Annotated in this window: 12 protein-coding genes and 2 tRNA genes; 3 read left to right on the top strand and 11 right to left on the bottom strand. The window is 73.2% G+C overall.

Features of this window, described 5'->3' with window-relative positions:
• Window positions 1-265 precede the first annotated feature (265 nt).
• From IE106_RS23945 to pgsA, 3 genes are read right to left on the bottom strand one after another with little or no spacing between them, the layout of a single operon-like run.
• Window positions 266-1,456, bottom strand: coding sequence for a glycosyltransferase family 4 protein (locus IE106_RS23945; RefSeq protein WP_189537247.1), 1,191 nt, complete (start codon window positions 1,454-1,456; stop codon window positions 266-268).
• Window positions 1,453-2,364, bottom strand: coding sequence for a phosphatidylinositol mannoside acyltransferase (locus IE106_RS23940; RefSeq protein WP_189537246.1), 912 nt, complete (start codon window positions 2,362-2,364; stop codon window positions 1,453-1,455). Before IE106_RS23940 ends, IE106_RS23945 begins: the two co-directional genes overlap by 4 nt.
• Window positions 2,361-3,035 carry a phosphatidylinositol phosphate synthase gene (pgsA, locus tag IE106_RS23935; protein WP_189537245.1) on the bottom strand — a complete coding sequence of 225 codons (675 nt, stop codon included), beginning with the start codon at window positions 3,033-3,035 and terminating at the stop codon, window positions 2,361-2,363. The genes IE106_RS23940 and pgsA overlap by 4 nt, the downstream gene beginning before the upstream one ends.
• A 285-nt stretch (window positions 3,036-3,320) precedes the next feature.
• Here pgsA and IE106_RS23930 point away from each other — a divergent pair, with 285 nt between their 5' ends.
• Window positions 3,321-5,534 (top strand): elongation factor G-like protein EF-G2, encoded by a 2,214-nt coding sequence (locus tag IE106_RS23930; protein ID WP_189537244.1) that lies wholly within the window; start codon window positions 3,321-3,323, stop codon window positions 5,532-5,534.
• A gap of 206 nt (window positions 5,535-5,740) precedes the next feature.
• Window positions 5,741-7,363, top strand: a complete 1,623-nt coding sequence (locus IE106_RS23925; protein WP_189537243.1) for an AbeC-like domain-containing protein — start codon at window positions 5,741-5,743, stop codon at window positions 7,361-7,363.
• On the opposite strand, the gene IE106_RS23920 is transcribed toward IE106_RS23925, so the two are convergent.
• From IE106_RS23920 to IE106_RS23905, 4 genes are all read right to left on the bottom strand, one after another.
• The gene (locus IE106_RS23920) at window positions 7,364-7,924 is read right to left on the bottom strand and encodes an HIT family protein (protein WP_189537242.1); all 561 of its coding nucleotides are present in this window, start codon (window positions 7,922-7,924) and stop codon (window positions 7,364-7,366) included.
• Between the two features lie 68 nt (window positions 7,925-7,992).
• Complete coding sequence (gene thrS / locus IE106_RS23915) at window positions 7,993-9,969, bottom strand: threonine--tRNA ligase (protein WP_189537241.1); 1,977 nt, start codon at window positions 9,967-9,969, stop codon at window positions 7,993-7,995.
• 111 nt (window positions 9,970-10,080) lie between these two features.
• A complete protein-coding gene (locus IE106_RS23910; RefSeq protein ID WP_189537240.1) occupies window positions 10,081-11,220 on the bottom strand; it encodes a hypothetical protein in 1,140 nt (379 codons plus the stop codon).
• Window positions 11,220-11,780 (bottom strand): DUF4365 domain-containing protein, encoded by a 561-nt coding sequence (locus IE106_RS23905; RefSeq protein WP_189537239.1) that lies wholly within the window; start codon window positions 11,778-11,780, stop codon window positions 11,220-11,222. Before IE106_RS23905 ends, IE106_RS23910 begins: the two co-directional genes overlap by 1 nt.
• A 151-nt stretch (window positions 11,781-11,931) precedes the next feature.
• Here IE106_RS23905 and IE106_RS23900 point away from each other — a divergent pair, with 151 nt between their 5' ends.
• Window positions 11,932-12,660: a 3'-5' exonuclease gene (locus IE106_RS23900; protein WP_189537238.1), complete on the top strand. Its 729-nt coding sequence runs from the start codon at window positions 11,932-11,934 to the stop codon at window positions 12,658-12,660.
• A 56-nt stretch (window positions 12,661-12,716) separates the two neighbouring features.
• On the opposite strand, the gene IE106_RS23895 is transcribed toward IE106_RS23900, so the two are convergent.
• The 4 genes from IE106_RS23895 to IE106_RS23880 form a co-directional block, all read right to left on the bottom strand.
• Window positions 12,717-12,788: transfer RNA gene (locus tag IE106_RS23895), tRNA-Val, on the bottom strand.
• A 39-nt stretch (window positions 12,789-12,827) separates the two neighbouring features.
• Window positions 12,828-13,277: an SRPBCC family protein gene (locus tag IE106_RS23890; RefSeq protein ID WP_189537237.1), complete on the bottom strand. Its 450-nt coding sequence runs from the start codon at window positions 13,275-13,277 to the stop codon at window positions 12,828-12,830.
• A gap of 76 nt (window positions 13,278-13,353) precedes the next feature.
• Window positions 13,354-13,428: transfer RNA gene (locus IE106_RS23885), tRNA-Val, on the bottom strand.
• Between the two features lie 64 nt (window positions 13,429-13,492).
• Window positions 13,493-13,957 carry a TIGR02611 family protein gene (locus IE106_RS23880; protein ID WP_189537236.1) on the bottom strand — a complete coding sequence of 155 codons (465 nt, stop codon included), beginning with the start codon at window positions 13,955-13,957 and terminating at the stop codon, window positions 13,493-13,495.
• Window positions 13,958-13,965 lie beyond the last annotated feature (8 nt).

Below are 13,965 nucleotides of genomic sequence, written 5' to 3'. Positions count from 1 at the left end.
CTCGGCGGACACCCGCCCATCAGCCGCGTCAACAACGCTCCGGGTCAATACACCTAGGGCGTGTCTTCAAAGTCCCGTCTGCCTGCCGACGCCTGGCACGCCCTCCCCCGAGCTCTCGGCTGCGCTCGAGCAGGGGGGATCCCCAGCCGCGTTGTCGTCGGTCGCCCATGCTCCGCAGTGGCTCCCTCCTCCGCCTTGCGATCGCACGCACCAGACGCCGCCCGGCCCGCCCTACGGGCGAACGACGCCACTTTGAAGACACCACCTAGTCGCGCGCCAGCCCCCACCGGGCCAGCAGCCCCGTCGTCCGCTCGTCCGTCGCGACCGACGCCGCGCCGTCCGTCACCGTCTCGTACACCGCCAGGATGTCCGCGCCGACCGTCGACCAGTCGAAGCGCCGTACGTGGGCGCTGCCCCGGGCGCGCAGCCCGGCCCGCCGCTCCTCGTCGCCCAGGAGGCGGATCGCGGCGTCGGCGAGGGCGTCCGCGTCCTCGTTGGCGAACAGGTCGCCGGCCGCCCCCTGGTCCAGGACCTGCGCGAACGCGTCGAGGTCGCTGGCGAGCACCGGAGCGCCCGCCGAGAGCGCCTCGACCAGGATGATGCCGAAGCTCTCGCCGCCCGTGTTGGGCGCCACGTACACGTCCACGCTGCGCAGCAGCCGCGCCTTGTCCTCGTCGCTGACCATCCCGAGGAACTCCACGCGCTGCCGCATCGCGGCCGGCAGCGACGCGACGGCCTCCTCCTCGTCGCCCCGCCCCGCGACCAGCAGCCGCGTCCCGGGCCGCGCCCGCAGGATCCTCGGCAGGGCCCGCATCAGCACCGGCAGCCCCTTGCGCGGCTCGTCGATCCGGCCGATGAACCCCAGCGTCCCGCCCTCGGCGGCGTCGCGCGCCCCCTGGGACCGCCACGCCTCCTTCGGCTCGGCGCGCGCGAAGAAGTCCACGTCGACGCCGTTCGGGATGACGACCGCGTCGCCGCCCAGGTGCTCCACCAGCGTCCGCCGCGCGTACTCGCTGACCGCGATGCGCGCGCTGATCTTCTCCAGCGCCGGCTGGAGGATCGGGTACGCCGCGATCATCGCCCGCGACCGGGGGTTGGAGGTGTGGAACGTCGCCACGATCGGGCCCTGGGCGGCCCAGCACGCCAGCAGTCCCAGCGACGGCGAGGCCGGCTCGTGGATGTGGATCACGTCGAACGTGCCCTCGTGCAGCCACCGCCGCACCCGCGCCGCCGACAGGAAGCCGAAGTTCAGCCGCGCCACCGACCCGTTGTACGGGACGGGCACGGCCCGCCCCGCCGACACGACGTACGGCGGCAGCGGCGTCCCGTCGTCCGCGGGGGCCAGCACCGACACGTGGTGGCCGAGCCGGATCAGATGCTCCGCCAGGTCCCGGATGTGGAACTGGACGCCGCCCGGCACGTCCCAGGAGTACGGGCAGACGATGCCGATCCTCACTTCGGTCCCTTCGCGGGGTCCAGGTCGGCCGGCCACAGCCGCTGCAGCATGTGCCAGTCCTCCGGGTGCTCGGCGATCCCGGCGGCGAAGGCGTCCGCCAGCGCCTGCGTCATCACGGACGTCCTCTCGGCGCGCGTGCCGGACTCCGGCACGTCGACGGGCGGGTGCACCCGCCCCCGCATCGTCGCCGGGTCGTCGTACCAGAGCGTCGCCGACAGCAGCAGCGCCCCGGTGTGCTGCGCGAGCAGCGCCGGGCCCCCGGGCATCCGTGCCCGCTCCCCGAAGAAGTCCACCTCGACCCCGGACGACGACAGGTCGCGGTCCGCGACCAGGCACACCAGCCCGCCCGACCGCAGCCGGCGCGCCAGCGTCCCGAACGCGGACCCGCCCGTGTGCGGCAGCACCTCCATGCCCAGCGACTCGCGGTACGCCACGAACCGGTCGTACAGCGACTCCGGCTTCAGCCGCTCGGCGACCGTCGTGAACGGCACGCCCAGCACCCGCGTCGCCCACACGCCCGCCAGGTCCCAGTTGGCCAGGTGCGGCAGCGCGAGCACCACGCCCCTCCCGGCGGCGAGGCCGTCCGTCAGGTGGTGGATGTCCTTGATGTCGACGGACCGCGCCACTCGCTCCGCGCTCCACGACGGCAGCCGGAACGACTCCATCCAGTAGCGCATGTACGACCGCATCCCGGCCTTCGACAGCTCGGCGAGCCGCTCGGGCGAGGCGTCCGGCACGACCCGCGCCAGGTTGGCCTCCAGGCGCAGCACGCCCTGGCCGCGCCGCTTCCACGCCGTGTCCGCGATCCGCCGCCCGAGCCCGACGGCGACCGGTTCCGGCAGCTTCCTCACCGTCGCCCAGCCCAGCCCGTACAGGGCGTCCGTCAGGCGTTCGCTCGTCGTGCTCATGATGTGGCCTCGCTCCCCCTCCGGGTCTCCCCGCCGGCCGCCGCGTCGGCCTCCGCGGCCTCACGCCGTACGGTCACCACCCGCTGCCCCAGCGTCACCGCACTGCCCACCGCCACCAGCCACAGCGCCACCGGCAGCAGCACCCGCACCCCCGGCACCCCGAACGCGTGCAGCCCGGCCAGTCCCGCCGCGACCAGCGACACCACCAGCCGCTCCGCCCGTTCCACCAGGCCGTTCACCGCGACGGGCAGCCCGATGGACTCGCCCCGCGCCTTGGTGTACGACACGACCTGGCCGCTCGCCAGGCAGAAGATGGACACCGCGCACAGCACGTTGTCGTCGCCGCCGCCCGCGTACCACAGCGCGAAGCCACCGAAGATCGCGCCGTCCGCGACCCGGTCGAGCGTCGAGTCCAGGAAGGCGCCCCAGCGGCTGGAGACCCCCGCCTGGCGCGCCATGTTGCCGTCGACGAGGTCGGAGAACACGAACAGCGTGATGACGATCGTTCCCCAGAAGAACTCCCCGCGCGGGAAGAAGACCAGCGCCCCCACCACGACACCCGCGGTCCCCACGAGGGTCACCGCGTCGGGGCTCACCCCGCGGCGGAGCAGAAACGCGGCGAACGGTGTGAGAACACGCGTGAAGAAAGCACGCGCGTACTTGTTCAGCATGGCCTTCCCGAGGGGTCGGTGGTGCCGGCGGCCCCTTCGGCCACCGGCTGGCCCATCGTAGCCACGCACCGCCCCTCCCCACCCTCGGGCACCCGTCCCACCCGCTCCGACGTCGGCCGACGTCCGACGTATGGACGCGGCACGGGTGGAGTGGAAAGCTCGAAGGACGACCGCGGGCACCGCCGGAGCCGTCCCGCCGGGGCCGAGGCCGCGCCCCACGACCCCACCGCTCCCCCGCGCCCGCGCCCCCACCTCACCGTCCGATGGCGATCGGGAGGAAGAACCATGGGCGACAAGGCGAACACCCACATCGGAGCCGCCGGCAGGGCGGCGACGGCCGACCGGCCCTCTTCCCTCAGGAACGTGGTGCTGGTCGGCCACAGCGGATCCGGCAAGACCACCCTCGTCGAGGCGCTCGCCCTCACCGCGGGCGCCGTCAACCGGGCCGGACGCGTGGAGGACGGCTCCACCCTCTCCGACCACGACGAGATCGAACACCGCCAGCAACGGTCCGTGCAGCTCTCCCTCGTCCCCCTGGAGTGGGCCGGCTGCAAGATCAACCTTCTGGACGCCCCCGGCTACGCCGACTTCACGGGCGAGCTCCGCGCCGGCCTGCGCGCCGCCGACGCCGTCCTCTTCGTCGTCTCGGCCGCGCAGGAGGCCGACGCCGTCCCCGGCTCCACCCGCCTCCTCTGGGAGGAGTGCGCGGCCGTCGGCATGCCCCGCGCCATCGTCGTCACCCACCTCGACACCGCCCGCACCGACTTCGACCGGCTCACCCGCGTCTGCGGCGAGATCTTCGGCGGCGACGACCCCGACGCGGTCCTCCCCCTCCACCTGCCCGTGCTCGGCCCCGAGACCCCCGACGGGCACGCCCCCGCCACCGGCCTCGTCGGGCTCCTCGCCCGCACGGTCTTCGACTACTCGACCGGGGAACGGAAGGAGAACCCTCCCGACGAGGCGCAACTCCCCCTCATCGAGGAGGCCCGCAACCGCCTCATCGAAGGCATCATCGCGGAGAGCGAGGACGAGACCCTCATGGACCGCTACCTCGGCGGCGAGGACATCGACCTCAAGACCCTCGTCGAGGACCTGGAGAAGGCCGTCGCCCGCGGCACCTTCCACCCCGTGCTCGCCGCCGCCCCCGCCGCGCCCGGCGGCAGGCAGGGCCTGGGCACCGTCGAGCTCCTCGACCTGATCACCCGCGGCTTCCCCACCCCCCTGGAACGCCCCGTCCCCGAGGTCACCACCCCGCAGGGCGACCCCCGCCCCGCCCTGACCTGCGACCCCGACGGCCCCCTCGCCGCCGAGGTCGTCAAGACCGCCTCCGACCCGTACGTGGGCCGCATCTCCCTGGTCCGCGTCTTCTCCGGGACCCTCCGCCCCGACGAGACCGTCCACGTCTCCGGGCACGGTCTCGCCGACCGCGGCCACGAGGACCACGACGTCGACGAACGGGTCGGAGCCCTCTTCGCCCCCTTCGGCAAGCAGCAGCGCCAGATGGGCCACTGCGTCGCGGGCGACCTGGCCTGCGTGGCCAAGCTCTCCCGCGCCGAGACCGGTGACACCCTCTCCGCCAAGGACGACCCGCTCCTCATGGCCCCCTGGACCATGCCCGACCCGCTGCTCCCCCTCGCCGTCCGGGCCCGCAGCAAGGCCGACGAGGACAAGCTCTCCCAGGGGCTGGCCCGGCTCGCCGCCGAGGACCCCACCATGCGCCTGGAGCAGAACCAGGACACCCACCAGGTCGTCCTGTGGTGCCTGGGCGAGGCCCACCGGGACGTCGCCCTCGAACGCCTGCGCACCCGCTACGGCGTGCAGGTCGACGCCGTGCCCCACGAGGTCGCCCTCCGCGAGACCTTCGCCGCCCCCGCCACGGCCCGCGGCCGGCACGTCAAGCAGTCCGGGGGCCACGGCCAGTTCGCCATCTGCGACATCCGGGTGGAGCCGCTGCCGCCCGGCTCCGGCATCGAGTTCGTCGACAAGGTCGTCGGCGGGGCCGTGCCGCGCCAGTTCGTCCCGTCCGTCGAGAAGGGCGTCCGCGCCCAGGCCGCGCGCGGCGTCGCCGCCGGGTACCCGCTCGTCGACGTCCGCGTCACCCTCGTCGACGGCAAGGCCCACTCCGTGGACTCCTCCGACGCCGCCTTCCAGACCGCCGGCGCCCTCGCCCTGCGCGAAGCCGCCGCCGACACCCCCGTCGACCTGCTGGAGCCCGTCGCCGAAGTCCGGGTCCTCGTCCCCGACGAGTACGTCGGCCCCGTCATGAGCGACCTCTCCGGCCGCCGGGGCCGTGTCGTCGGCACCGAGCAGGCCGGTCCCGGACGGGCCCTCGTCCGCGCCGACGTCCCCGAACTCGAGATCGACCGCTACGCCGTCGACCTCCGCTCCCTCTCCCACGGCACCGGCCGCTTCAGCCGCTCGTACGTGCGCCACGAGCCCATGCCGCCGCACCTCGCGGAGAGGGTCCGCAAGGAGGAACACGCCCGGCCGGCCCGCTGACCACCGGCCCCGCCGCGCACCCGGCCGCCCGCCGGCCCCCCTCCCGGCGGGCGGCCCTCCCGGCTTCCCCGTCGTCCTGACGCGCGCCCCCGCTCCCCGATAGGCTGGGGAGCCCAGCTCAGGAGGTGTGCGCCACCGCCGAGTTGGGAAGGCCGCAGTACGGGGCAAGTACTGCGGCACATGCGTCGATGGGGGCGGAAGACACGATGGACAGTTTCGGTCCCGGGGCACAGGTCCCGCTCCAGGGCTCGGCCGGACAGACGGTGGCCACGAACGCCCTGGCCTCCGCCGCGTACCGCGACAGCCCGGTCGAGGACATCCTCAAGGCCAACAACGCGTGGTACGAATCCACCGTCAAGAAGGGGAAGTTCTCCCTCTTCGAGCCCAACCTCGGCGAGGCCTTCTCGCGGGCCGTCGTCGTCCGCATGCTCGGCGGCGGCCGCAAACCCGTCATCCAGTCCTTCGGCACCGACCCCCGGCCGGTCGTCGAGCACTGCCTCGCCGCCAACCGCATCCGCAAGCAGCGCGACCTCCGCCTGACCCTCATCACCCTCCTGTGCGGCGTCGTGTTCCTCCCCGGACTGCTCCTCTGGCTGGTCGTCTTCCAGGTCCGCCGCTCCCTGGCCGGCGCCGCCAACAAGCGCGCCGGCGCCGCCGGCACGGCGCTCCTCGCCGGCGTCGGCATCCTCGCCGCGCTCGTCCTCGTCAAGCTGCCGTTCGGCGGTTTCCTGTCCTTCTACCTGCGGGCCATGATCATCGCGCCGGTCGTCGGCTGGTTCCTCGCCAAGCACGTCTGCGAGACCACCGCCAAGGACCTCCGCGCGCGCTGGGAGGCCCTCCTCAGCGGGGGCGGCGTCGCCGCCAAGATCCCCGAGGCCGTCCCCCAGAACCCCGGCGAGACCGCCGCCGAGGAACTCCGCCAGTCCCTCGAGAAGCTCACCGCCGAGCAGCGCTCCAACGTCGTCTTCTACGCCGGCCCGCGCGGCATACTCGGCATGGGCACCCGCTGGGGCGGCTGGCACCTCGCCGAGGAGCTCAAGCCCCGCGACGGCAAGGAGATCCACGCCTTCCGCACCTGGGACGTCGTACGCCCCATCCACGACCAGCTGAAGCTCCTGGAGCGCGGCTCGCTGAAGACCGGCTTCCCCACCCCGTCCGTCAACCACTGGATCGTGGTCCCCGTCGGCGACGGCGCCAAGGAGGTCTCCCGCCCCGAGGGCGAGGACGTCGTCAAGTACCAGGTGAAGCCGCACGAGATCCAGCGCATCTGCAACGAGAACCAGTTCGGCAAGGGCAACCGCCACTACCTCGGCGTGCAGTTCGTCCTCTGGGACGGCCAGCTGGTGCTGACCATGCTGGTCACCGTCACGGCGCTGCTGCACACCCTCCGCATCGAGGTCTCCGGGCACGCCCTCGGCCCGGTCCACTCCCTCTTCACCAGCAAGCCCGCCGGGAAGACCAAGGAGGTCTCCAAGACCGTACGGTTCTGGGAGACCCGCGAGATCAAGCTCCCCCTCGTGGAGACCAACGAGGTCGTCCGCCTCGCCGTCCGGGCGCCGCTGACCTGGTTCCCGCCGGTCCTCGACTTCCTCGGCGGCAAGCTCGTCCTGCCCGAGCCGTTCGGCCTGCGCCACGCCTGGGCCGAGGCGCCGTGGAAGCACCGCTTCATGGCCGACGACGTCATCCGCGCGTCCACGCCCGTGATGCGCGCCGTGCACTCCGCGATCGTCAAGATGCTCGACGAGCACGGCGTGGACACGACCTCGCTCGCCGGCAGCAACTTCACCGCCGACCCGGCTCCGAAGAAGGCCGACGTGTACGACGCGTGATCAGGCGGCGGGCCAGGCCTCGGCGAGCATCCGCCGCGTGTCGGCGAGGAGTTGGGGCAGCACCTTGGTGTGGCCGACGACGGGCATGAAGTTGGTGTCGCCGCCCCACCGCGGCACGACGTGCTGGTGCAGGTGGGCGGCGATCCCGGCGCCGGCGGCGGCGCCCTGGTTCATGCCGATGTTGAACCCGTGCGCGCCGGAGGCCGCGCGCAGGGCGGTCATCGCCCGCTTGGTGAACACGGCCAGCTCGGCCGTCTCCGCCCCGTCGAGGTCGGTGTAGTCGGCGACGTGCCGGAACGGCACGACCATCAGGTGGCCGCCGTTGTACGGGTACAGGTTCAGCACCGCGTAGACGCTCTCGCCGCGGGCGACGACGAGACCGTCCTCGTCGGACTTCGCCGGGATCGAGCAGAAGGGGCAGCCGTCGCCGGCCCCCGAGCCGGTGGGCTTGTTCTCCCCCTGGATGTACGCCATCCGGTGGGGCGTCCACAGACGCTGGAACGCGTCCGGCGCCCCCACTCCGATCTGCTGCTCCGGCTCATTCGTCATGCGCCTCAGCATATGACCACCCCGGACCCCGGATACGCCGAGGGGCGGTACCCGCACCGGGTACCGCCCCCCGTGGCGCGTCAGACCTGTACGCGGCGCTCCACCACGTCGGCGAGCTTCGCGAGGGCCTCCTCGCGCGGGACGCCGTTCTCCTGCGAGCCGTCGCGGTAGCGGAAGGAGACCGTGCCCGCGTTCATGTCGTCGTCGCCGACGATGACCATGAACGGGACCTTCAGCTTCTGCTGGTTCCTGATCTTCTTCTGCATGCGGTCCGACGAGGCGTCCACCTCGACCCGCAGGCCCTTCCTCCGCGCCTCGGCGGCGAACTCCCGGAGGTACTCGACGTGGGCGTCGCCGACCGGGATGCCGACCGCCTGGACCGGGGCCAGCCACGGCGGCATGGCGCCCGCGTAGTGCTCCAGCAGCACCGCGAAGAACCGCTCGATGGAACCGAACAGCGCGCGGTGGATCATGACCGGGCGCTGCTTGGTGCCGTCCGCGGCCGTGTACTCCAGGTTGAAGCGCTCCGGCAGGTTGAAGTCGAGCTGGATGGTCGACATCTGCCAGGTGCGGCCGATCGCGTCGCGCGCCTGGACGGAGATCTTCGGGCCGTAGAAGGCCGCGCCGCCCGGGTCCGGGGTGAGGGGCAGGCCCTGCTTCTCGGCCACCTGCCGCAGGGTCTCGGTGGCCTCCTCCCACGCCTCGTCCGAGCCGACGAACTTCTCCGGGTCCTTGGTGGACAGCTCCAGGTAGAAGTCGGCGAGCCCGTAGTCGCGCAGCAGGTTCAGGACGAAGGTGAGCGTCTTGTCGAGCTCCTCCGCCATCTGCTCCCGGGTGCAGTAGATGTGCGCGTCGTCCTGGGTGAAGCCGCGCGCGCGGGTCAGGCCGTGGACGACGCCCGACTTCTCGTACCGGTACACCGTCCCGAACTCGAACAGGCGCAGCGGCAGCTCACGGTACGAGCGTCCGCGCGCGTCGAAGATCAGGTTGTGCATCGGGCAGTTCATGGGCTTGAGGTAGTAGTCCACGCCCTCGTCGAGCTGCATGGGCGGGTACATGCCCTCGGCGTACCAGTCGAGGTGCCCGGAGGTCTCGAACAGCTTGCCCTTGGTCGCGTGCGGCGTGTAGACGAACTCGTAGCCCTCCTCCTCGTGCCGGCGGCGCGAGTAGTCCTCCATGACCCGGCGGATGATGCCGCCGCGCGGGTGGAAGACCGCGAGGCCGGAACCGATCTGCTCGGGGACGGAGAAGAGGTCCAGCTCGCTGCCGAGCTTGCGGTGGTCGCGCTTCTCGGCCTCGGCGAGGAAGTCCAGGTACGCCTTCAGCTCGTCCTTGGAGGGCCACGCGGTGCCGTAGATGCGCTGGAGCATCGGGTTCTTCTCGCTGCCGCGCCAGTACGCGGCGGCGTTGCGCATCAGCTTGAACGCCGGGATCGCGCGGGTCGACGGCAGGTGCGGGCCGCGGCAGAGGTCCTTCCAGCACAGCTCGCCGGTCTTGGCGTCGAGGTTGTCGTAGATGGTCAGCTCGCCGCCGCCCACCTCGACGTCCGCGCCGTCCTCGCTGGACGCGGAGCCCTTCAGGCCGATCAGCTCCAGCTTGTACGGCTCGTTCGCCAGCTCCTCGCGGGCGGCCTCGTCGGTGACGACGCGGCGGGCGAACCGCTGGCCCCGCTTCTGGATCTCCTGCATCTTCTTCTCGACGGCCTTGAGGTCCTCGGGCGTGAACGGCCGGTCCACGTCGAAGTCGTAGTAGAAGCCGTCCTTGACCGGCGGGCCGATGCCGAGCTTGGCCTCCGGGAAGAGCTCCTGGACGGCCTGGGCCATGACGTGCGCGGTGGAGTGGCGCAGGATGTTCAGGCCGTCCTCGGAGGTGATCTCGACGCCCTCCACGGCCTCGCCGTCCCGCAGCTCGTACGTGAGGTCCCTCAGCTCGCCGTCGACGCGGGCCGCGACGACGGTGCGCTCGCCGGCGAAGAGGTCGGCGGCCGTAGTGCCCGTCGTCACCACGCGTTCTTCCCGCTCGGAATCGCGTTGGATGATCACACGGACGTCTGACACCGGTCTCTCCTGACTGAAGGGGGAGCGCCGCCCTGTTCCCTGGCGCACGCAAGAGGTCCCAGGCATGGTACCGAGCCGTCCCGTCCCCTCGCGAAACGGATTGCGGCCCGGTCAGCACTCCTCGTCGAGGGTCTTCGTCAGCCGGTCCCGCTCGGCGTCGTCGACCTCGACCGGGGCCACGCCGTACGTGTCGGTGAGGCGGCGGAGGCCGCCGCGGCCCTCCAGGCGGCCGGACACGCGCAGGGGCAGGCCGGCCAGGTGGGCGTGGACGGCCGTGCGGTAGGCGTCCTCGTCGAGGGTGACGTGCAGGTGCGGGGCGTCGGTGCCGGTGAGGACGCGGAGGCGGACGGTGCCGGGGCCGCGCGCGCCGGGGCGGCGGAGGCGGACGACGGTGCCGGTGACGTGGGCGGGCGCGGACGGTCCGGCGCGCAGGTAGCGGGCGCCGGCCTCGCGGAGGGCGGGGAGGTCGCCGGGGGTGAAGGCGACGGGTTCGGGCCGGGCGGCGCAGCCGGAGGGGGCGCCGGCGGCGGGGGCCCAGGCGAGGGTGACGGCGGCGACGGCGGTGCCGTGGACGAGGGCGACGAGGGCTTCGGTGAGCTCGTGGCCGACGCCGGCGGCGACGGCGGTGTCGAAGGCGTCGGGGCGGCCGGTGGCGCGCTGGTAGTCGACGGCCTCGCGGGTGGCGTGGAGCGCGTGGTGGAGGCGTTCGGTGACGGGGCGGCCCGGGTCGACGGGGACGAAGGCGGTCAGGCCGCGGGCGGCGTCGGACGGGGCGTCGACGAGGACCTCGTCGACGAGGGCGCGGGCGTGGAGGCGGGCGTGGCCCCGGACGGCGAGGGCGGCGGCGAGGAGGACCCGGCGGGCGGCGGCGCGCAGGCGGTCCTGGGCGGTCCAGGGCCCGGGGGCGCCGGACGGGGCACGGGTGGGCGGGGCGGTCTCGCGGTGCCAGCGGACCTCGTCGCTGGGGACGGCGAGGGCGGTGAGGATGTCGCGGGCGGAGGGGGCGGCGGTGCGGGCGAGGGCCGTGAGGGCGTCGGTGAGGAGGTCGTCGCAGTCGGGGAAGGCGCGGCTGTCGGGGACGAGGAGGCTGGCGGGGTCCGGGCCGGGCGGGGTCCAGCGGGTGTAGGGGCCCCGGGCGCCGCCGGTGCGGCGCCAGCCGTGGCGGTCGAGGAGGGCGGCGAGGACGCGGGGGTCGACGCGCCGGGGGTCGGGTGGGCCGGTGTGGGCGGGATCGCCGGTCGGTCGGTTCATCAGGGAGTGCCTCCCGCCCCTATCCGGGTCATGATCTCGCAGAGCGCGCGGTCGTCGAAGATCCGCGCGGTCGGCACGCGGACGGTGGTGCGGCGCCGGCCGGTGACGGGGTGGCCGGCGAGGTTGGTCCAGTAGCAGCAGTGGCGCAGGTCGAGACCGTCGTGCCGGGCGCGGAGCCAGTCGTCCTGGGTGCGCGGGACGAGCATGACGACGAGGATCTTGTGGACGGCGACGGGGGTGCGGGCGAGTTTGACCAGGTGGGCGTTGTCGAGGGTGAAGGGGAAGGCCGGCCCCGGGGGGCGCGGGGGGATCTGGTGGGTCGCCTTGAGCTGGACCTTGACGGTGACCTCGTCGTCGACGGTGTGGCCGGGGGCGCTGTGGCTGATGTGCCAGTCGATGCCGTTGTCGGGGAAGGGCTGGGAGAGCGTGCATCCGGCGGCGGCCACGACGGCGTGCAGATAGCCGACCTGGAGGGTCTCCATGCAGGCGGTGGTGGCGAGTGCGCCGCGGAGGGACGGGGTGTACGGGGTGCCGGGGTCGGGCTGCGCGGCGGGCGCCATGCTCCTCGTGCCTTCCGGGCTGTCGGTACGTCAGACGGGTGACCGTTCATGTGTGTTGTCACCGGGCGGCGTACGGGGCAAACGGTCCGGGTATCACCGTTTCGGGCAGGGGATAGGTCCATCTGCCGGTGATGTGCGAGGAGTTCGGGGTATGGCGCGCTGGTTTGAGGGACCCCTGGCCGCGTTCGACACGGAGACGACGGGGATCGACGTGGAGCGGGACCGGATCGTTTCGGCGGCGCTGGTGGTGCAGGACGCCGAGGGGGGCCGGCCGCGGACGACGCGGTGGCTGGTGGACCCGGGCGTGCCGGTGCCGCCGGGAGCGACGGAGGTGCACGGCCTGACCGACGGCCACCTGCAGCGGTACGGGCGCTGGCCGGCGCCGGTGATGGACGAGATAGCCCGGCTGCTGGCGGAGCAGTGCGCGGAGGGGCGGCCGCTGGTGGTGATGAACGCGCCGTTCGACCTGACCCTGCTGGACCGGGAGTTGCGGCGGCACCGGGCTTCTTCGCTGGCGCTGTACCTGCGGGACGCGCCGCTGCGGGTGCTGGACCCGCGGGTGCTGGACAAGCACCTGGACCGGTACCGGAAGGGCCGCCGGACGCTGACGGACCTGTGCGCGCACTACGAGGTGGCGCTGGACGGGGCGCACGACGCGGCGGCGGACGCGGCGGCGGCGCTGGAGGTCGTACGGGCGTTGGGGCGCCGGTACGCGGAGCGGCTGGAGGAGCTGTCCGTGGCGGAGCTGCACGCGCGGCAGGCCGTGTGGCACGCGGCGCAGGCGCGGGGGCTCCAGGCGTGGTTCGCGCGCAACGGCTCGGACGAGGTGGTGGATCCGACGTGGCCCCTGCGCCCGGAGCAGCCGGCGGCGGCCGCCTGAGGCGGCTCCCGGGAGGAACACGAAGGCCGGCCCCCTGAGGGGACCGGCCTTCTCTGTGGGCGATACTGGGATCGAACCAGTGACCTCTTCGGTGTGAACGAAGCGCTCTCCCGCTGAGCTAATCGCCCGGGAACGCACTGAACCATACAGGTCCCGGCGGGTTCCGTTCAAACCGCTTGCAGGTGCGCGGCCAGGCCGCGGCGGCCGGCGCGCATCATCAGGGCGTGGTTGGCGCGGAAGAGGGGCCGGCCGGGGACGGCGAGCCGGCGCAGCAGCGGTTTGCGGGCGCGCACCTCCTGCTCGTACAGGACGCGGGTGCCGCGGGTGCCGTGCGGTACGAGGGTCCAGCGGGCCCAGCCCTCCAGGTCCCCGGTGAGGGTGGTCTCGAGGACGCGGGCGGCGGGGTCGCGGCGGCGTCCGACGAGGGTGACGCGGAGGGCGTACGGGACGAGGGAGCGGACGCGGGCGGTGACGGTGCGGTCGTCGACGCGGCGGGCGTCGCGGACCTGCGGCCACCAGCGGGGGTAGCGCTCGGGGTGCTCCAGGACGGCGTAGACGGCGCCGGGCGGGGCGGGCAGGGTCCAGAGGCTGCGGAAGCGGTAGTGGTTCCAGTCCATGGGGGGACGTCTGCCGCGTGGGGCGCCGGACATGCCGAAGGCCCCGGAGGTCGGTCTCCGGGGCCTTCGTGCCGGGTGGTGGGCGATACTGGGTTCGAACCAGTGACCTCTTCGGTGTGAACGAAGCGCTCTCCCACTGAGCTAATCGCCCGGGCGCACCGCAAACATTACCGCATGTCAGCGGGTGCCCCGACCGGGGCCGAAGGGCACCGGGATCACTGGTTGATCTTCCACGGCATGACGATGCCGAACTTCCACACGTACACGCCGACCAGCACGCCGGCGATCACCAGGCCGATGGCGGTGAGCGTCATGTTGCGGCGCCGGACGCGGGGGTCGAGCGCGCGCTGTGCGGCCTCCGTGACCTTGCGCTTGGTCCAGCGCAGGACGATCTGCGCCCAGACGAACTCGGTCGCCCAGATGGCCATGCCGGCGAAGATCACGAACCAGCCGGGCCCGGGCAGCGGCAGCATGATCACGCCGACCACGACGACGGCGAGGCCGATGAGGAAGACGCCGACCTGCCAGCTCAGGTGCAGGGTGCGCCGGGCCTTCACGAAGGCGGGCGCCCGCGAGCCGAGCGGCCGCTCGTCGCCGGTCTGCCGTGTCACGTCCCCCGTCGCGGGGACCCCGGTCGCCGACTGGGCGACCTTGCCCCGCTCGTCACTCTCCGCGCTCATAAGGCCAA

The organism is Streptomyces roseolilacinus, from assembly GCF_014649335.1.
In the GTDB taxonomy this organism is placed as follows: domain Bacteria; phylum Actinomycetota; class Actinomycetes; order Streptomycetales; family Streptomycetaceae; genus Streptomyces; species Streptomyces roseolilacinus.
This window is presented reverse-complemented; position numbering and strand designations above follow the sequence as displayed.